This window comes from Legionella beliardensis, from assembly GCF_900452395.1.
Lineage (GTDB): Bacteria > Pseudomonadota > Gammaproteobacteria > Legionellales > Legionellaceae > Legionella_C > Legionella_C beliardensis.
Genome location: NZ_UGNV01000001.1, coordinates 1,482,034 through 1,500,343 on the forward strand (window position 1 = coordinate 1,482,034; position 18,310 = coordinate 1,500,343).

Genomic DNA, 18,310 nt, shown 5'->3' on the forward strand with positions numbered 1-18,310 from the left:
TTAGGGTGATCACTCAATTGTGTATACTAATTAAACTTGTAGCCTGGGTGCAGCGCAGCGAAACCCGGGTTTCAGTCCTAGGGATTTACACCCAGGCTACAGATAGTTCTAATATTTATTGTATGAATTAAAGGTGAAAAATCATTGCAAAACAAGTGGTAAGGCAATAGTGACTCTTAATCCACCAGCTTCTCTATTATTAGCAGTAACCTGCCCATGATGTAAAGTGATTGCTTTTTCAGCAATCGATAAACCTAAACCATAGCCTCCTGTCTTCTTTTCACGTGACGTATCTACGCGATAAAAAGGGTTAAATATCGTCTTCAGTTGCTCTTCTGGCACGCCTGGGCCTCTGTCTTCGATATCAATGTATAGCGTTGTTTTTTCAGGATTGGTTGATAAGGAAATCGTAACTTTCTCATTAGCTGGTGAATAGCGCAAAGCATTCCTTACAATATTTTCAACGGCTCTATGAATTAGGCGTTCATCAACTAAAAGTTGATAATTTTCAGAAGCTACTAATTGCACTTTATTTTGTTCATCACTGTATTCAAAGTTAGCATCATCAATGATTCGTTTGACTAGATTTAAAATATTAACTTCTGTTTTATTCAGAACTTCTGCTGAGCGGTCGAGGCGCGCAAACTGCAGTATTTCACCAATTAAGTTATTTAAGCGTAAGCATTCAACTTCCATGCGACAAAACTCTACATCAGCAAGGGGTTTGGCTTTTTTGCGTCCTAATTCTATAGCAATTTGTAAGCGTGCTAAGGGTGAGCGTAACTCATGAGAAATATCTTGCAGCAACCTTTCTTTAGAGTTTATTAGTGTTTCTAATTGCTCTGCCATTCTATCAAAATCACTGCTTAATTCAGCAATTTCATCGCGGTAATGGCCTTTAAAATGGCCAACTCGCGTATTTAATTTTCCTTTTGCAATAGATTTAGCTGCCATTCCTAATGAGCGCAAGGGTTGGGTGAGATACACAGAAAGGAGATAACAAATTAGTCCACTAATAAAAATGGCAATTGTTAAACGAATGGTTAAGCCTGCCCAGGGGATAATAAAAAAGTGTGATAACGGTTTTTCACTGACAGCAGCTAGGCGATAAGCTTTGCCAGAGGTTGATAAAATTTCATGACTTACCAGTAAATTACCAAACTTAAGTACACCATCATCTAACTCTTCTTTTACTAAATCAGCGGCAACTCGTTTAATTTCTAAAGGAGGCGGTGAATTTCCTATTATTTCGCTAGTACTACTTAGTAAGTACAGGTTCATTTTTTTTGATTCGCCCGTTTGTGCAAGCCATTTTTTTAATGCAGCATGTTGTCCTGATTCAAACGTTGCGACTGCTGCATTAGCATAGCTATCCATGAATACTTTTTCATGTGCTGGAAGAGATGATTTTTGGGCGATTTCACTGGTAACCCAAGCTGTTGTAATAATAATAAGAATTGTAGCAAGCCAGAAAGAAAGGAATATTTTCCAATACAAACTACGCATTAAACATATATCCAAAACCACGAACCGTTTTAATTAAAGGCTCACCAAATTCATTATCACCTAATTTATTACGTAAGTTACTAATATGGACATCAATACTGCGATCATAGGCGGTATATTTTCGACCTAAGGCATATTCAGTTAACTCTTCTTTAGAAAAAGCTTGACCTGGTGACTTGATAAGCATCTCTAAAATATTAAACTCAGCATTAGTTAATTCCATAGGCTGGCTATGGTGTGTGGCGATACGCTTAGAGCAATCGACTACAATATCTTGATGCTCAATGACTGGTCGCTGCGCAGGAATTTTTTGTGTTCTACGTAAAATAGCACGCAATCTTGCAACGAGTTCTCTAGGATTACAGGGCTTAGGCAAATAGTCATCTGCCCCGATTTCAAGGCCAACAATACGATCAATGTCATCGCCTCGTGCAGTTAGCATGAGTACAGGCGTTTCTAAATGTTCACGGATAGCTTTTAATACTTCAAAGCCATTTAATTTAGGTAACATGACGTCAAGTATAATGGCATCAAACGCTTGGTTTAATGCTTTTTTTACGGCATTTTCGCCATCATGAACACAGATGACATTAAAACCTTCTGATACCAGATATTGCTCTAATAAGTCAGTAAGTTCCATATCGTCATCAACAATCAAAATGTTATTACTCATTTAACATTAATCCTTAACTTGCGTTTTATACTGTGAATATAAGGAAAAGGTATTATCTTACTTTTGCTTTGAAAGGACAGGTAAACTGTCTTGATATAGACTTTCGGTTTTATCAATTGTATTGGCACGCTTGTCAAAACAGCCTAATAATTTTATCCGTCTAGCATCGGCATTAATTACTTTGAATTCAAACTGATTAATTGTAATTACCTCACCTCGTTTAGGCAGGTAACCAAAATTAGCCATGACAATACCACCAATCGTATCATAGGTTTCATCACTAAAATCAGTGTGTAACTGCTCATTAAACTCCTCAATAGGCATATGCGCTTTTATAATATAATGTGCATCGCCATGGGCTTTAATGTAAGCTTCTTCATCCACATCAAATTCATCTTCTATATCGCCGATAATTTGTTCAATAATATCTTCGATAGTGACAAAACCACTTACTGTACCATATTCATCAACAACTAAAGCCATATGATTACGATTATTACGAAAATCACTTAATAATAAATCTAAGCGCTTGCTTTCTGGTACAAAAGTAGCATGCCGCACAATATCATTTAAATCAAATTCATTAGCATTTTTACCTTGAAATTTTAATAAATCTTTTGCATGCAAAATGCCAATAATATCATCAACATTATCACCTGTAACTGGAAAACGCGAATGGCCTGAGCTGGTAACTATCTCTACTACTTTTTCGAAATCATCATCTTGCGAAAGTGTTGTCATTTGTTTTTTTGGCAACATAATATCGCGTACTTTCATTTGCGAAAATTGAATAACGCCTTCAATCATGCCTAATGTTTCAGAGTTGATTAGTGAGCGAATTTGGGCATCACGCAATAAGCTGATTAGTTCCTCTTGATTTTGTGGTTCAACTTGCAGGAATTGTTTCAACCGCATAAACCACGAGCCAGAGTCGTCTTCTTTATTCACTGATCGCATCCTCTTGTTGGTAAGGGTTAGCGAAACCTAACTTCGCTAATAATTTAATTTCCATCGTTTGCATTTTTTGTGCATCTTTTTCTTTAATATGATCATAACCTAATAAGTGAAGTACGCCATGAATGACAATATGAGCCCAGTGTGCATCTAAAGCTATCGCTTGCTCTTGACTTTCTTTTTCTAATACATTTGGACAGATGATAATATCGCCTAGCAAAGGGTATTCTATTTTGATTTCATCAGGCAAATTGCTAGGAAAAGCAAGCACATTGGTTGGCTTGTCTTTTTTTCTATAGGTTTTATTTAATTCAGCAATTTCATGAGTGTCCACAAAACGTAGCGTAAGCTCAGCCACTTCGCTATGCTCTTTTAAAGTCAAATTTACCCATTTTCGTACATCCTCATCAGCAATGGGTAGAGGCTTTTCGCAAGCAACCTGAATATCAATACAATCGTCTAGCTCATGGCAATCATTCATTTTCTCCTCCTATTTCTCTATCATAACTATCGACAATGCGAGAAATTAAAGGGTGTCTAACGACTTCACGACTTGTAAACCGATGAATACTAATTTCATTTAAATCTTTAAACAGGTTAACTGCATGAGACAATCCTGACTGGGTCCCTTTTGGTAAGTCTACCTGGGTCATGTCACCTGTAACTACAGTTTTTGAGCCAAATCCCATACGAGTTAAAAACATTTTCATTTGCATGATTGTTGTATTTTGTGCTTCATCTAAAATAATAAAGGCGTCATTTAAAGTGCGCCCCCGCATAAATGCTAGCGGAAGAATTTCGATAATTTCGTTTTGAATTAATTTTTGTGCTTCTTTAAAGCCCAACATTTCATAAATTGCATCATAAATAGGCCGCAAATAAGGAAGTACTTTTTCAACCAAATCACCGGGTAAAAAGCCTAGCTTTTCACCCGCTTCAACCGCAGGTCTTACAAAGACTAAGCGTTGTACTTCACCTTTCTCAAAGCATTCTATTGCTTTAGAGACAGCTAAATACGTTTTTCCAGTTCCTGCCGGCCCTACAGCAAAAATTATATCATTTTTATCAATACTGGTTAAGTACTCGGCTTGCTTGCTATTGCGAGGCAAGATAACTTTTCGACTTAATTTAATAGAATTAATAGAACTCATAGTTGGTTCAGTTTCCTTAATAGTGAGTAGTGATTGCACAATATCTGGGCTAATTGGTTGCTCAGCAAGACGATATAGCTCGTTGATAATAACTTTTGCACGTAGCAGAGAAGAGGGTGAATGTGTGTATAAAGTCAGTTGGTTTTGATTAATTCTTATCGATAATTGGAGCGATTTTTCTAAAAGAATAATATTTTCATGTAAAACGCCACATAAATTAGCCAAACGCTGCACATTCAGGTGAGGTAAATAAACGTGTTCGCTTTGCGGTGTACTACTCAAGGTTGTTTAAAATGGTAAATAATCTATTTAAAGAATAGTTCAAAACCCCTCCATTTCGCAAGTGCTGAATCATATTTTCTTAAAGTATTCGAAAATTGCAGCCAACCGGCTTTTCCGCAAAATGATGGGATAAAAAGTAATGTATACTATACATTTAGTTATAAATAATTTTAAATTTTAACCTTTTTGATTAAAAATGATATAATAAGGCAATTTTATATGCTCCAAAATTGCCTTGCGGTTTAAATTTTAGCTACATTAGGATCTTATGATAGATTTACATTGTCACAGCCATTTTTCTGATGGAGTCCTCTCCCCAAATGAATTAATAATGAAAGCAGCAGCTGCTAATCTTAAGTTTTTAGCATTAACGGATCATGACACCACAGCGGGAATAGAGGATTTATTGCGCACAAACAATCAACATTCAGTTACCTTAATAACTGGTATTGAATTAAGCACGCGCTGGAAAAAATATGATATTCATATTATTGGTTTAGGAATCGATATTACCCATCCCTTTTTAATTGAGTTAATAACCAAACAAAATGATAGACGTATTAATCGGGCTAAACGCATTGCTGAGCAACTCACCCATATTGGTATACATGATGCGTTTAACAAAGCTTGCATTTTAGCTGGACATGACCGCATTGGGCGTCCTCATTTTGCGCAACTTTGTATAAATGAGGGTAAGGCTCGCGATATGCAATCAGCGTTTAAGCAATTTTTACGACGTGGCAAATGCGCTTATATCGAAACTTCATGGATTTCTGTTGACGAAGCAGTCACAGGCATTACTAAAGCCGGGGGGCAGGCAGTACTTGCTCATCCATTAAAGTACCAATTAACGCAGACTAAATTAAATGAATTAATTAAAGAATTTAAAAGTGTTGGTGGTGAGGGCCTAGAAGTTGTATCAGGTGCTGTAACGACTGATCAAAAAAATCTAGTTGCAGGTCTTTGCCAGCGTTATGAATTACTAGCTTCCAGTGGTTCAGATTATCATGGCGAAACTTTATCTCGCATTTCTCTTGGACGCCAAGCACAACTACCGTTAAACTGTATGCCTATTTGGCATAAGTGGAACATCTGACAGGGGACTTATATGAGTCAGTTTTTTGCAATCCATCCCGATAACCCACAAGCACGTTTGTTAAGACAGGCAGCAAAAGTTATTGAGGATGGAGGTTTGATTGCCTATCCAACCGATTCAGGCTATGCATTGGGCTGTAAGCTGGGTAATAAATCAGCATTAGAGCGTATCCGGCTTTTAAGGCATCTAGATAAGAATCATAATATGACACTTGTTTGTCGTGATTTATCACAATTAGGTACCTACGCACGCGTCTCTAATCCAATATTTCGTTTATTAAAGGCGTTTACGCCGGGATCCTATACCTTTATTTTGCAAGCAACCCATGATGTTCCACGTTTAATGCTTCATCCTAAGCGTCGAACCTTAGGTTTGCGTATTCCAGATAATAACATTACTCTTGCTTTGCTTGAGTATTTTCATGCGCCTTTAATGAGTACAACGCTGATTTTACCTGGTGCAGAAGCGCCTCTAAGCCAACCAGAAGCAATCCAAGATCTCTTAGGAAGTAAAATTGATTTAATTATTGATGGCGGTAATTGTGGCTACGAACCCACAACTGTTGTCGATTTAACAGGTGATTATCCCGTGATATTGCGAGAAGGAAAGGGCGATCCTGAGCCTTTTAGGTAGTTTAATAACAAATTAGAGTTTGATTCAGGTGTATTTTGAGGTTTTAAATGTCTGCTTTATTTGATTTAAATAAACGAGTAGTTTCTGGTATGCGGGCCAGTGGCCGTTTGCATCTTGGCCATTATCATGGTGTCTTAAAAAATTGGCTTACCTTACAGCATCAATATGACTGCTATTTTTTTGTTGCTGATTGGCATGGTTTAACGACGTGTTATGATGACCCTGGTTATATTGAAACCATTCTTTGGGATATCGTTATCGATTGGTTAGCGTGTGGTATTAACCCAAGTTTATGTAAATTATTTATTCAATCTTGGGTGCCAGAACATGCAGAACTGCATTTACTGCTATCAATGATAACACCTTTAGGCTGGCTTGAGCGTGTGCCAACGTTTAAGGATCAGCAAGAGAAATTACACGACCAAGATCTAGCGACTTATGGTTTCTTAGGTTATCCCTTACTACAAAGTGCAGATGTCTTATTATATAAAGCGTCTTATGTTCCTGTGGGAGAGGATCAAATATCACATATAGAGCTAATACGTGAAATAGCACGGCGTTTTAATCATATTTATGGTCGCGAGCCTAATTTCGAAGCTCAAGCTCAAGAAGCAATTGCCAAAATGGGTAGAAAAAATAGCAAACTATATTGTGAGTTAAGAAAAGAATTCCAGCAGGATGGTAAACTTGATTCTTTAAATACTGCCAAAGCACTCATAACTAATCAATATAATTTATCCATAGGTGATAAAGAACGGCTTTTAGGCTATTTAGATGGTTCTGGCAAAATTATACTCCCTGAGCCGCAAGCCTTATTAACTGAAACTGCCAAAATGCCCGGTATTGATGGCCAAAAGATGTCAAAATCGTATAATAATACCATTAGCCTGCGCGAAGAGCCTGCTTCGGTAGAACGTAAAATTTTAACGATGCCTACTGATCCAGCGCGTGTTAAAAGAACTGATCCTGGTAATCCGGAAAAATGCCCGGTGTGGCAATTTCATAAAATTTATTCCTCTGAAGAGGTAAAGGACTGGGCCCAAAACGGCTGTCTAACAGCGGGCATTGGTTGCATTGATTGTAAGCGGCCTGTTATTGATGCAATTAATCAAGAATTAGAAACAATTCAATCCTCAATAAAAGAGTTTGAATCAGACTTAGGCTCTGTTAAGCAAATTGTAGCTGAAGGAAGTGAAGCTGCGCGTGATGAAGCCAATAAAACATTAAAAGATGTACGTGAAGCCATGGGCCTTGACTATTAATGAAAGAAAGAGCAGAAGAGGATCTTGTTATTGCTACCCTTAGTGGGAAGTCATTTACTGATATACCTTCAGATCTCTTTATTCCTCCTGATGCCTTAGAGCTATTACTTGACTCGTTTACAGGCCCATTTGATTTACTGCTATATCTAATTCGCCATCAAAATATCGATATTATGGATATTCCTATTGCTCTCATCACGGAGCAATACATGCATTATATTCAACTGATGGAAGAGAGTCGTTTTGAATTAGCTGCTGAATATTTAGCGATGGCTGCCATGTTGGCTGAAATTAAATCGAGGCTTCTGCTGCCTAAAGCGCCTAATCTTGATGAAGAAATAGAAGAAGATCCTCGCCTTGCCCTAGTAGAAAAATTACAGCGTTATGAGCAGTTTAAATATGCTGCCTTAGCCATTGATAATTTACCCCGCTTAGAAAGAGATACCTTTCGTTTTAGCCTAAAACCGCAGGCTTTAGAGCCGGTTATCTTGCAACCAGAAGTTGCTTTATCTACGTTAATCCACGTGATGGATGAATTAATTAAACGCCAAGGACATAGCATTGGCCATCAGATCATTAAAGAAGCTCTTTCTGTTAAAGAGCGCATGCTTATCGTATTGGAAAAGTTACAAAATAAATCAATGTTATTCTCCCAACTTGTTATCCTTAAAGAAGGACGCACGGGCGTTGTGGTTACCTTGTTAGCTATTTTGGAATTAGCCAGGCAATCGCTTGTTTTTATTAATCAGACAACCGAGTTTGCGCCCATTCGCTTAGAGGTCATTTCATGACCAATAATGAATTAAAATACATTGTTGAAGCACTACTAATGAGTTCAGAAAAGCCATTGACTTTAGATCAACTCATGAATGCTTTTGAGGATTGGCAAAGGCCAGAGCAGAAGGAAATTAAAAAAATTTTACAAGAGCTCGCGTTAGATTACCAAGAAAGAGCCATTGAATTAGTTGAACTTGCAGGCGGCTATTGTATTCAGACCAAAGCGCAATATGGACGTTGGATAAGCCGGCTACAAGCTGAAAAACCAACTAAATACTCGCAAGCACTATTAGAAACATTAGCAATTATTGCTTATAAGCAACCGGTAACCCGAGCAGAAATTGAGGCCATTCGGGGTGTGAGTATCAGTACATCTATTCTAAAAACGCTACGTGAGCGAGAATGGATAAAAACAGCAGGGCATCGTGATGTGCCAGGAAAGCCCGCGGTTTATGTAACAACTAAGCAATTTTTAAATTATTTTAATTTAACATCAATTGAACAATTACCGCCTTTAAAGGACAATGCTACGCTTAAAAATAACAGGCAATCATCTTTAGAAGAGTACAGTGAATTATGAGTGCGGAACGATTACAAAAAATATTGAGTCAAGCAGGATTAGGCTCTAGACGAGAAATGGAGCGCTGGATTGAACAAGGTTTAGTTAAAGTCAATGGTCAGCTTGCTAAGTTAGGTGACAGCGCGACAGCAGAAGATAAGATTACTGCCAAAGGTAAAGATATTCCTAATCCTTTAAAACGAAGCGTAAAAACACGGATTTTAATTTATCACAAACCAATTGGTGAGATTTCAAGTCGCCATGACCCAAAGCACACCCGGACTGTGTTTGATAAGCTTCCTACTTTGCGCCAAGGTCGTTGGATACAAGTAGGTCGTTTAGACATTAATACCTCAGGGTTATTATTATTTACCAACAATGGTGAATTAGCTAACTATTTAATGCATCCAAAATATGGGTTAGAAAGAGAGTATGCGGTACGAGTTCACGGACAGGTAAGCCCTGAACTTATTAAAAATTTATTAAAAGGTGTTCAGCTTGAAGATGGGCTTGCGCAGTTTAAAAGCATTACCTTTCAGGGAGGCGAAGGTAGTAATGCATGGTATCATGTTACCTTAACGGAAGGGCGCAATCGTGAAGTAAGACGATTATGGGAATCACAAGGTGTTGAGGTAAGTCGTTTGATTCGCATTCGTTATGGTAATATCCATATGCCTCGTTTTTTAACAAGAGGTAGTTATCATGAATTATCAGCTAAAGAAATAGATTCATTACTTGCATCTATACCGGGGCTAAGATTGGGTTGAGAAAAATTTACAAGAGTTATTTTAACGTTCAGATAGGGGGTTAGGATAATTTTTTAAGATATGATTATAGTTGACAGTAGTTTCTAGCGTTAATTCAATTAACAAGCACTGTGTCTTTACAATTAAATTGTAATTATGAGTTTATAAAAATGGGAAATAAGCATCACTTATCTACTGCGCCTCAAGTGGCTCAAATCGAGAAGTTCAGTCACGATGGCCGTGGCATTGCCCGTATTAATGGTAAAACCACCTTTATTGGGGGCGCCTTACCAGGCGAGACAGTAAGCTTTCAGTATACTAAAGTAAAAAAAGATTTTGATGAGGGCCAATTACTATCTGTTATATCTAGGTCTGCTGCACGGGCAGAACCACGTTGTCCTCATTATCAGTTGTGTGGCGGTTGCTCGTTACAGCATTTAAATGAAGAAATGCAAATACAAGAAAAGCAATTACTACTACTAGACCTGCTGCAACGCATAGCGCACATTAAGCCCGAGCTTATTTTGCCGCCCCTAAGTAGCGTAAGTTGGAATTATCGCAATAAAGCGCGTTTAAGCGTGCGCTATGTCGAAAAGAAAAAAGCAGCCTTAGTTGGTTTTAGGGAAAAAAATAACCCCCGGTTTATTGCCGAGATTAGTCAATGTCCAATCTTAAACCCTAAGGTAGATGGAAACATTTCGAAATTAAGAGAATTAATTGATTCGTTAGAAAATCCACACAGTATTGCCCAAATTGAAGTAGCGGCGGGTGACGAAGAGGTTGCTTTAATCTTGCGCAATCTAGAGTCGTTAACTTCAAACGATGAGCAGGTGTTGCGGCAATTTAGCCAAGACAATGGTTTTACTTTATACCTACAACCTGGTAATGCACAAACAGTCACTCGGTTTCATCCGCCAGCCGACAGCGATTTTTTAACTTATAGTTTACCGAAAGAAAACATCCATTTTAAATTTCATCCAACTGATTTTACACAAGTTAATGCCAGTTTAAATCAATTAATGATTACGCACGCCATGCAATTAATGGATTTAAAGCCTGATGACATCGTATTAGATTTATTTTGTGGATTAGGAAATTTTTCCCTACCGCTTGCTAAGCGCTGTAAACGGGTAATTGGCATTGAAGGAAGTGGTGCGATGGTTTTAAGAGCTCAGTTAAATGCTCAAATTAATAACATAGCAAATGCCGAATTCTATTGTGCTGATCTGGATAAGCCAGATGGGTTAAAGCAATTTCCTATTGGAGAAGTCAATAAAATATTAATTGATCCGCCGCGATCAGGGGCTTTAGAACTTGTTAAACAGTTCGCTAAACTGAAAATTACAAGACTTGTTTATGTTTCCTGTAATCCTGCCACCCTAGCACGTGATAGTGATATTCTGGTTAATCAATTAGGTTTTAAGCTAAAAGCAGCTGGCGTGATGGATATGTTTCCCCATACAGCGCATGTTGAATCCATTGCTTTATTTGAAAAAGGGTAAGACATATGGTTAAAGTCAAAGAGAGTGAACCTTGGATAACTGAAGATGGCCATATTGATGTTGAGCTTTGGTTAGCGCAATTAGGCTCAAAAGGTTACTTTCAGGATTTAGAGCGTATACGCAATGCGTGCACATTAAGCCAACTGGCTTGCGGTGATCATGCAACTGAAGCCGGCTTTCCATGCCTACAGCAAGGTTTATTAATGGCTGATATTTTAGCCGATTTAGAAGTTGATCAAGATACGCTTATTGCAGCTATTATTTTTGTTAGCGTTCATTATGCAGATTTATCGCTAGATGATGTGGAAGAGCAATGTGGCCCTGCTATTTCTAAATTAGTTAAAGGCATTGAAAAAATGAATGCCATTAATAATTTAAAGCCTCTAAATACTTATCAACAAAATAAACACCAACTTGATAATGTTCGCAGAATGCTGTTAGCGATGGTTGATGATGCACGCGTTGTTTTAATTAAGTTAGCAGAACGTTTATGTTTTCTGCGTGCCTCCACTCAATTACCAGAAGCGTTACGTAAGCAAATTGCCACTGAGGCCATGGATATTTATGCACCGCTTGCTAATCGGTTGGGGATTGGCGCTATTAAATGGGAAATGGAAGATTTAGCGTTCCGACACCTTTGTCCTGAGGATTATAAGTCCATTGCGAAAGGGTTAAAAGCAAAACGACTGGAGCGTGACAAGTACGTTGATTTGATTGTGGCTGAATTAAATAATCAAATAAAAGCCACAGGCGCTCAACATTTTGCAGTCTATGGCCGCTCTAAACACATTCATAGCATCTATCGTAAGATGACTAGAAAGAATGTTTCACTAGATGAAATCTATGATGCAACGGCAGTCAGAGTGCTCGTTGAAACGGTCGATCAATGCTACGACGTGTTAGGTATTGTTCATTTTCTATGGAAACAAATTCCTGCAGAATTTGACGATTATATTAGCCACCCTAAAGCGAATGGTTATCAGTCGCTTCATACCGCTGTTGAAGGGCCTGAAGGGCGCGTATTTGAAGTGCAAATACGTACGTTTCATATGCATGATTTAGCAGAAATGGGAGTGGCTGCACATTGGAAATACAAAGAAGGTGGTACGTCGCGCAAAGAAAGTCATGAACTTAAAATTGAATGGCTGCGTGATGTATTAGCCTGGCATAAAGAAATGGCGACTTCTAGTGGTGTCCCTGAAGCCATGGAAAGAGAGTTTCTAGAAGACAGAGTTTATGTTTTTACGCCTGATGGTGATGTATTAGATTTACCAAATGGCGTCACGCCACTTGATTTTGCTTATCATGTTCACAGTCAGGTTGGTCATCGTTGTCGTGGCGCGAAAGTCAATGGCACGATTGTTCCTTTAACCTATGCCTTGAAAACCGGCGATCGCATCGAAATTTTAACAGGAAAAGAAGAACGACCTTCCAGAGATTGGATTAATCCCCACCTTAACTATTTAAAAACCTCTAGAGCCAAAGCAAAAGTTTTGCATTGGTTTAAGATGCAAGATTATGATAAGAATCGAGCCGAAGGTCAGGAAATTTTAGATAAAGAGCTAAAAAATCTAGGAATTAAAGCAGAGCGTTTGCATGATGTAGCTACTTCTTTTAATTTTAAGCGATTAGATGATTTACTTGCGGCCCTAGGTAGAGGAGATATTAAATTAGGGCAAATTCTACATCGCTTGTCTCCTATTGAAGAAATAGACCCAGAGTCTGTGATTGTTAAATCAAAACCACATCCTATCCCCGAGACACGCGGCAGTGATTTAAAAATTGAAGGTGTTGGTAATCTTCTTACTAGTATGGCTCGTTGTTGTCAGCCACTGCCAGGCGATGAAGTGGTTGGCTATATTACCATAGGACGAGGTGTCTCTATTCACCGGCAGGACTGTCCCAATATTATTCACGCTAGTGAAAAACAGCGGCAGCGTTTTATTCAGGTAAGCTGGGGTAGTTCAACACGCGATCATTATGTGGTTGATATTTTAGTCAAAGCATTTAATCGATCTGATTTACTTCGCGATATAACTTCACTGCTTGCTAATGAAAAAGCACATGTTTATGCGCTACAATCGCAAAGTAGTAAGCAGGATAATATCGCCTTTATTACTTTAACTATCGAAATAGATGGATTAAATAGTTTATCCAGGTTATTAAATAAATTAGAGCAAATACCAAATATCTTAGAAGCGCGTCGGCAAGTAGGCGGCTAAAGAGAACTTATGTTAAAATAAGGCCCAAAACAACTTCACGTTGTTCGTTAAGTAAAATATTATAAGTGCGACATGCAGCACCAATAGACATAGACTCAAGGCTAATTCGCTGACTTGATAAGTGTTGTAGCAAAGAAATAGGAGCAAATTTTCCTGCTAATTTATGGCCAATGATAATAATTTTAGGCTCATAAGTTAGCAAAGGCGACAAGTTTTCATGACTTAATTGTTGAATGGCGGGCACCTGCCAATTTGTTATAACACCATACTTGCTTACGACTAGGTTATCTTGATAAATGACAGAATCAATTTTAACTTCTGATTCGCTATAACCTTGAATGGCGTATTGATCGCCTGTTTCTAAACTAATGTGCATGTTTTATTCGAGCATTAAAAAGTACTATTTGCAGTATAACACAGAGGTAAAATTATGAGTCAATTTTCGCGTATTAAACGCTTACCGCCTTATGTATTTAACACCTTAACGCAATTGAAGGCCGAAGCGCGAGCGCGCGGCGAAGATATCATTGACTTTGGTATGGGTAACCCTGATCAACCAACACCTCCTCATATTGTTAATAAATTAATTGAAACTGCAAAACGCCCTGACACGCACCGATATTCAATGTCTAAAGGTATTCCGCGGTTACGACGTGCCATGGCAAACTGGTATAAAAAAAATTATCAAGTTGATTTAGATTCAGAAAAGCAAGTGCTCACTACCATAGGTTCTAAAGAGGGGCTGGCACACTTAGCGTTAGCAATAAGTGGCCCTGGCGATACCGTATTAGTCCCTGATCCTGCCTATCCAATTCATACCTACGGTTTTATTATCGCCGGTGCTAATGTGAAACAAATTCCTTTAATAGAGGAAAGTCAATTTTTACAGGCAATTGAAGAAGCTATCGAGCAAACTTGGCCTAGGCCTAAGGCATTGGTTATTAATTTTCCTGCTAATCCCAGTACGCATTGTGTCGATTATAACTTTTTTGAAAATGTAGTCGCTTTGGCCAAAAAACATAAAATTTGGGTTATTCACGACTTAGCTTATGCTGATATCGTATTTGATGGTTATAAAGCGCCTTCAATCTTGCAAGTGCCTGGAGCCATAGACATTGCTATTGAAACCTATTCCTTGTCTAAGTCTTATAACATGCCTGGCTGGCGGGTAGGGTTTGCTTGCGGCAATGAAGAACTAGTTGCGGCATTAACTCGCATAAAATCTTATTTAGATTATGGGACATTTACACCCATTCAAGTTGCTGCAATTACTGCTTTAGAAGGCCCTGATGATTGTGTAAAAGACATATGTAAGCTTTATGAAAAGCGCCGTGATGTTTTATGTGAGGGTTTACAAGAGTTAGGTTGGGAGGTTGAGAAACCTAAGGCGACAATGTTTGTATGGGCTAAAATACCGCCTCATTATCGCCATTTAGGGTCGTTAGAGTTTTCAAAATATTTGTTAAAAGAGGCGTATACAGCTGTTTCACCAGGTATTGGTTTTGGCCCACAAGGTGATAATTTCGTGCGTTTTGGTTTGATTGAAAATAATCAACGTATTCGTCAAGCTCTAAGAAATTTAAAAGCATTATTTAAACGAGATGGCTATGCTAAAGTGATTTAAAAGAAGATAGCTCATCTACAAAACAAGAAGCGCGACTAAATTGCTTCAACTTTACGGTGTAAAAGTTCGCAATGACGATGAAAATTGAGCAACGCTAGCATGGCTCGTTTTTGCGAGCGAGCATTGTTGCGTGGATAATTAAAACGTAGCTCAGGCAGGTGCAGGCCCATAGGGTCTAAGCCTGGGCTTCAATTCGTTTCACCCAGGCTACAAGGTCGTTTTGATCACTTATTCTATCCACGCAACAATGCCTGGCAAGCGAAGCAATCTAGGTCGGATATTGTAAGTAGCACCGCTTTGGGTTGCTTCACCTTTACGGTGTAAAGGTTCGCGATGACGGTGTGTGGGTCTGATAAAATCTACGCTATTGTTAATTTAATCTTAATTCAGTTATTGTCCTAAGAAGCAATAATTTTTTGCCTAAAGCAAATTATCTTTCTACAAGGTATTTAAAGATGGATGTAATCCTTAATGATAATAAGCATTATCCGCCGCAAAATTCTAAGCCATTGACTACTTACGGAAGCTTTGAATTAAATCTCTTAGTCAACCTAGGCTATGAAGCTAACAATCCACCTTTAGGAGATTTTCTAAGGCAATATCATCAACTTGACGGGCGCTGGCTAGTTGCTTGCCCAATTCATTGGCAGGCAACACATAATGATGCCCTAATCGTTGCCTCAGGTCAGGAGCTTGATTTAAGTGAGGAAGAATCTCTTCGGTGGTTAAAAGAGGTAAAAAAATTTCTTACTGAAGAAAGCTTTGATTTACATTATCATAATGCCAATATGTGGATGCTTAAGGTAAATGATAATACGCCACAATTAAAAGCTAAGCCGCTTCATCTTGTTCAACATCAATCATTAATGCCTTTTTTAGAGGAAATGGATGATACACTCTACTGGCAGCGCTTATTTACCGAATTACAGATGTTTCTAAATAACCATCCTTATAATGAGCAGCGCCAAGATAAGCTGCCAATCAATGGCTTATGGATCTATGGCGGTGGCCAATTTAAAGTTAATTCAAAAAGACCAATAATGACTGATGATTCTCAATTGTTATTCGTTTTTCCTGATAAAATAAAACCTTTAAAATTAACTAAGCCTATTGATAATAGAGGCATTTTTCTGATAAAACATGCAAACCAAATTAATATCGATGATCTAGCTAACCGCTTGAGTCATTACCGAGTTAACTGGTATTGGAATAACAATGCTTATCAAATAGCAAAATTAAGTTGGTGGAGTAAATTGTGGCGAGGACGAGTTAATGCTAATTAAACAAAGAACATTACCTGAATCATTGCCTTCATTAGGGGATATTTCACCTGTCTTACAACGCATTTACGCAGCGCGTGGCATTACTGATGAGACGCAATTAGATAAGCGTTTGCAGACGCTCTTACCTTTTACTCACTTAAGTGATATAGACAAGGCATGTTTGCGTTTAGAAAAAGCGTTAATTAACCAACAACGTATTTTAATCATTGGCGATTTTGATGCTGATGGTGCCACCTCAACAGCGCTGGCGGTGTCAGCTTTGCGAGTTATGGGCGCGCTTCATGTTGAGTTTTTAGTTCCTAATCGCTTTGAATATGGCTATGGTTTAACGCCAGCCATTATTGAAGTTGCTAAAAAATGGCAGCCTAATTTAATTATTACTGTTGATAACGGCATCACTAGTATAGAAGGGGTAGATGCGGCAAATGCAGCTGGCATCGAAGTGATTATTACCGATCATCATCTACCTGCTGAAATTTTACCGAACGCGTGCGCAATTGTTAATCCTAATCAAACTAATGATTTATTTCATAGCAAAGCCATTGCAGGCGTTGGGGTTATCTTTTATGTCATGCTTGCCTTACGTAGACATCTTGTTAATGTAGGCTGGTTTACAGCGCAAGCCTTGCCTGAGCCCAATATGGCTCAGTTTTTGGATTTAGTTGCTTTAGGCACGGTAGCAGATGTCGTTGCTCTTGATCAAAACAACCGTATTTTAGTAAATCAAGGCCTAGCCCGTATCAGGCAAGGGTTATGTCGGCCAGGTATTAAAGCTTTGATTGATATTACTAAGCGTGACTGTATGCGCTTGCGTGAAAGCGACTTAGGGTTTGCTATTGCGCCACGTCTAAACGCTGCAGGACGCCTAGATGATATGTCTTTAGGTATTGAATGCTTATTATGTGAGGATATTAATCAAGCAAGAAAATTAGCAGCCCATCTTGATGAATTAAACCAAGAACGCCGTATTATTGAAGCAGAAATGAAAGAACAAGCGTTGCGGGCGGTAGAGCAATTAACTAAAAAAATTGAACATGCTGAGCAGTTACCAGTCGCTTTATGTTTAATTGATCCAGCTTGGCACCAAGGTGTTATTGGTATCTTAGCTGGTCGTTTAAAAGATCGCTACCATCGGCCTGTCATCATTTTTTCTGTGGTCAGTGAGACAGAAATAAAAGGTTCAGCGCGTTCAGTGGCGGCATTAAATATTCGTGATGTTCTAGCAGCAATTGATAAAAATAACCCCGGGGTTATTCATAAATTTGGGGGCCATGCAATGGCCGCTGGCTTAAGCCTGCATCCTGATAATTTTTATAAGTTCCAGCAAGCTTTTATTGCTGAGGTTGAACGGCACCTGGATGTGTCACACTGTGAAGGGTTATTACTAACGGATGGGCCATTAGGTCTTCATGACCTTAACCTTGAAATGGCAAACTTACTTCAACAAGCAGGGCCCTGGGGACAACAATTTCCTGAACCTTGTTTTGATAATGAATTTGAAATTTTAGAGCAGCGCTTAGTTGGACAACAACACTTAAAATTAACCCTAGTACATAGCCTAGGCGGCGAGCCGCTAGATGCAATAGCATTTAATATTGATTTAAATAGCTGGCCTAATTACCGGGTTAAGAAAGTTCATCTAGCTTATAAACTAGATATCAATGTCTACCAAGGTCGCTCCCGCTTGCAGCTTTTAGTAACTGCTATAAAAGCGATATCTTAATCTTTAGTTAAATCCCCTATGTGCTGCGCTTCACGGCAATCCCTATGGATGTGGCCATTGATATGGATACCGTGGTCACGCCATGGTATTTTGGTGAGCTGAAAGAGAGCAAATAAAAGACGAATTACTGCGATGTAACCGCGTTATCCACGTCGCAGTGAAGTAATAAGGTAGGTTGGGCTAAGCAAAACGCCGCCCAACGATTAGTTATTGGACTGCGCTTCGTTTAGTCCAATCTTGCTTATACGTTAGTTTACCTAACCTCACCCGAAATACGGTGGCGTGACCACGGTATCCAGGTTGTTAAGGTGAAGTAA

The 18,310-nt window shown here is 38.6% G+C and carries 17 protein-coding genes; 11 read left to right on the top strand and 6 right to left on the bottom strand.

What is annotated here, in order from left to right; genetic code table 11:
* Nucleotides 1–141 precede the first annotated feature (141 nt).
* From cpxA to DYE47_RS06565, 5 genes are read right to left on the bottom strand one after another with little or no spacing between them, the layout of a single operon-like run.
* Nucleotides 142–1,506, bottom strand: a complete 1,365-nt coding sequence (gene cpxA, locus DYE47_RS06545; RefSeq protein ID WP_115302501.1) for a two-component system sensor histidine kinase CpxA — start codon at nt 1,504–1,506, stop codon at nt 142–144.
* Nucleotides 1,499–2,179 carry a two-component system response regulator CpxR gene (gene cpxR / locus DYE47_RS06550; protein WP_115302502.1) on the bottom strand — a complete coding sequence of 227 codons (681 nt, stop codon included), beginning with the start codon at nt 2,177–2,179 and terminating at the stop codon, nt 1,499–1,501. The genes cpxA and cpxR overlap by 8 nt, the downstream gene beginning before the upstream one ends.
* 57 nt (nt 2,180–2,236) lie before the next feature.
* Nucleotides 2,237–3,127, bottom strand: a complete 891-nt coding sequence (locus DYE47_RS06555; protein WP_165482017.1) for a CorC family transporter — start codon at nt 3,125–3,127, stop codon at nt 2,237–2,239.
* On the bottom strand, nt 3,120–3,614 hold the full coding sequence (gene ybeY / locus DYE47_RS06560; RefSeq protein ID WP_115302504.1) for an rRNA maturation RNase YbeY: 495 nt from the start codon (nt 3,612–3,614) through the stop codon (nt 3,120–3,122). Before ybeY ends, DYE47_RS06555 begins: the two co-directional genes overlap by 8 nt.
* Nucleotides 3,607–4,566, bottom strand: coding sequence for a PhoH family protein (locus tag DYE47_RS06565; RefSeq protein WP_242604166.1), 960 nt, complete (start codon nt 4,564–4,566; stop codon nt 3,607–3,609). The genes ybeY and DYE47_RS06565 overlap by 8 nt, the downstream gene beginning before the upstream one ends.
* Before the next feature lie 268 nt (nt 4,567–4,834).
* Between DYE47_RS06565 and DYE47_RS06570 the strand changes: the two genes are divergently transcribed.
* The 8 genes from DYE47_RS06570 (at nt 4,835) to relA (ending at nt 13,363) form a co-directional block, all read left to right on the top strand.
* Nucleotides 4,835–5,662 (top strand): PHP domain-containing protein, encoded by an 828-nt coding sequence (locus DYE47_RS06570; RefSeq protein ID WP_115302505.1) that lies wholly within the window; start codon nt 4,835–4,837, stop codon nt 5,660–5,662.
* Between the two features lie 12 nt (nt 5,663–5,674).
* On the top strand, nt 5,675–6,295 hold the full coding sequence (locus DYE47_RS06575) for an L-threonylcarbamoyladenylate synthase (protein ID WP_115302506.1): 621 nt from the start codon (nt 5,675–5,677) through the stop codon (nt 6,293–6,295).
* Nucleotides 6,296–6,342: 47 nt separating this feature from the next.
* On the top strand, nt 6,343–7,557 hold the full coding sequence (locus DYE47_RS06580; RefSeq protein WP_115302507.1) for a tryptophan--tRNA ligase: 1,215 nt from the start codon (nt 6,343–6,345) through the stop codon (nt 7,555–7,557).
* Nucleotides 7,557–8,348 (top strand): segregation and condensation protein A, encoded by a 792-nt coding sequence (locus tag DYE47_RS06585; RefSeq protein WP_115302508.1) that lies wholly within the window; start codon nt 7,557–7,559, stop codon nt 8,346–8,348. Before DYE47_RS06580 ends, DYE47_RS06585 begins: the two co-directional genes overlap by 1 nt.
* Nucleotides 8,345–8,914: an SMC-Scp complex subunit ScpB gene (gene scpB, locus DYE47_RS06590; protein WP_115302509.1), complete on the top strand. Its 570-nt coding sequence runs from the start codon at nt 8,345–8,347 to the stop codon at nt 8,912–8,914. The genes DYE47_RS06585 and scpB overlap by 4 nt, the downstream gene beginning before the upstream one ends.
* Complete coding sequence (gene rluB, locus DYE47_RS06595; protein WP_115302510.1) at nt 8,911–9,660, top strand: 23S rRNA pseudouridine(2605) synthase RluB; 750 nt, start codon at nt 8,911–8,913, stop codon at nt 9,658–9,660. Before scpB ends, rluB begins: the two co-directional genes overlap by 4 nt.
* Nucleotides 9,661–9,809: 149 nt before the next feature.
* Nucleotides 9,810–11,141 (top strand): 23S rRNA (uracil(1939)-C(5))-methyltransferase RlmD, encoded by a 1,332-nt coding sequence (rlmD, locus tag DYE47_RS06600; RefSeq protein WP_115304032.1) that lies wholly within the window; start codon nt 9,810–9,812, stop codon nt 11,139–11,141.
* A 5-nt stretch (nt 11,142–11,146) separates the two neighbouring features.
* Nucleotides 11,147–13,363, top strand: a complete 2,217-nt coding sequence (gene relA / locus DYE47_RS06605) for a GTP diphosphokinase (protein WP_115302511.1) — start codon at nt 11,147–11,149, stop codon at nt 13,361–13,363.
* Between the two features lie 7 nt (nt 13,364–13,370).
* Here relA and DYE47_RS06610 read toward each other — a convergent pair whose 3' ends face one another.
* Nucleotides 13,371–13,739, bottom strand: a complete 369-nt coding sequence (locus DYE47_RS06610; protein ID WP_115302512.1) for an Mth938-like domain-containing protein — start codon at nt 13,737–13,739, stop codon at nt 13,371–13,373.
* 54 nt (nt 13,740–13,793) lie between these two features.
* On the opposite strand from DYE47_RS06610, the gene alaC reads away from it, so the two are divergent.
* The 3 genes from alaC (at nt 13,794) to recJ (ending at nt 17,993) form a co-directional block, all read left to right on the top strand.
* Nucleotides 13,794–14,987 (top strand): alanine transaminase, encoded by a 1,194-nt coding sequence (alaC, locus tag DYE47_RS06615; RefSeq protein WP_115302513.1) that lies wholly within the window; start codon nt 13,794–13,796, stop codon nt 14,985–14,987.
* 455 nt (nt 14,988–15,442) lie between these two features.
* Nucleotides 15,443–16,270 carry a hypothetical protein gene (locus tag DYE47_RS06620; protein WP_115302514.1) on the top strand — a complete coding sequence of 276 codons (828 nt, stop codon included), beginning with the start codon at nt 15,443–15,445 and terminating at the stop codon, nt 16,268–16,270.
* Nucleotides 16,260–17,993 carry a single-stranded-DNA-specific exonuclease RecJ gene (gene recJ, locus DYE47_RS06625; protein ID WP_115302515.1) on the top strand — a complete coding sequence of 578 codons (1,734 nt, stop codon included), beginning with the start codon at nt 16,260–16,262 and terminating at the stop codon, nt 17,991–17,993. The genes DYE47_RS06620 and recJ overlap by 11 nt, the downstream gene beginning before the upstream one ends.
* Nucleotides 17,994–18,310: the final 317 nt, after the last annotated feature.

Bases quoted from the DNA above. Each gene is read 5' to 3' on its own strand.
- cpxA (WP_115302501.1), bottom strand. From the start codon at position 1,506: ATGCGTAGTTTGTATTGGAAAATATTCCTTTCTTTCTGGCTTGCTACA.
- cpxR (WP_115302502.1), bottom strand. From the start codon at position 2,179: ATGAGTAATAACATTTTGATTGTTGATGACGATATGGAACTTACTGAC.
- ybeY (WP_115302504.1), bottom strand. From the start codon at position 3,614: ATGAATGATTGCCATGAGCTAGACGATTGTATTGATATTCAGGTTGCT.
- DYE47_RS06570 (WP_115302505.1), top strand. From the start codon at position 4,835: ATGATAGATTTACATTGTCACAGCCATTTTTCTGATGGAGTCCTCTCC.
- DYE47_RS06575 (WP_115302506.1), top strand. From the start codon at position 5,675: ATGAGTCAGTTTTTTGCAATCCATCCCGATAACCCACAAGCACGTTTG.
- DYE47_RS06580 (WP_115302507.1), top strand. From the start codon at position 6,343: ATGTCTGCTTTATTTGATTTAAATAAACGAGTAGTTTCTGGTATGCGG.
- DYE47_RS06585 (WP_115302508.1), top strand. From the start codon at position 7,557: ATGAAAGAAAGAGCAGAAGAGGATCTTGTTATTGCTACCCTTAGTGGG.
- scpB (WP_115302509.1), top strand. From the start codon at position 8,345: ATGACCAATAATGAATTAAAATACATTGTTGAAGCACTACTAATGAGT.
- rluB (WP_115302510.1), top strand. From the start codon at position 8,911: ATGAGTGCGGAACGATTACAAAAAATATTGAGTCAAGCAGGATTAGGC.
- rlmD (WP_115304032.1), top strand. From the start codon at position 9,810: ATGGGAAATAAGCATCACTTATCTACTGCGCCTCAAGTGGCTCAAATC.
- relA (WP_115302511.1), top strand. From the start codon at position 11,147: ATGGTTAAAGTCAAAGAGAGTGAACCTTGGATAACTGAAGATGGCCAT.
- DYE47_RS06610 (WP_115302512.1), bottom strand. From the start codon at position 13,739: ATGCACATTAGTTTAGAAACAGGCGATCAATACGCCATTCAAGGTTAT.
- alaC (WP_115302513.1), top strand. From the start codon at position 13,794: ATGAGTCAATTTTCGCGTATTAAACGCTTACCGCCTTATGTATTTAAC.
- DYE47_RS06620 (WP_115302514.1), top strand. From the start codon at position 15,443: ATGGATGTAATCCTTAATGATAATAAGCATTATCCGCCGCAAAATTCT.
- recJ (WP_115302515.1), top strand. From the start codon at position 16,260: ATGCTAATTAAACAAAGAACATTACCTGAATCATTGCCTTCATTAGGG.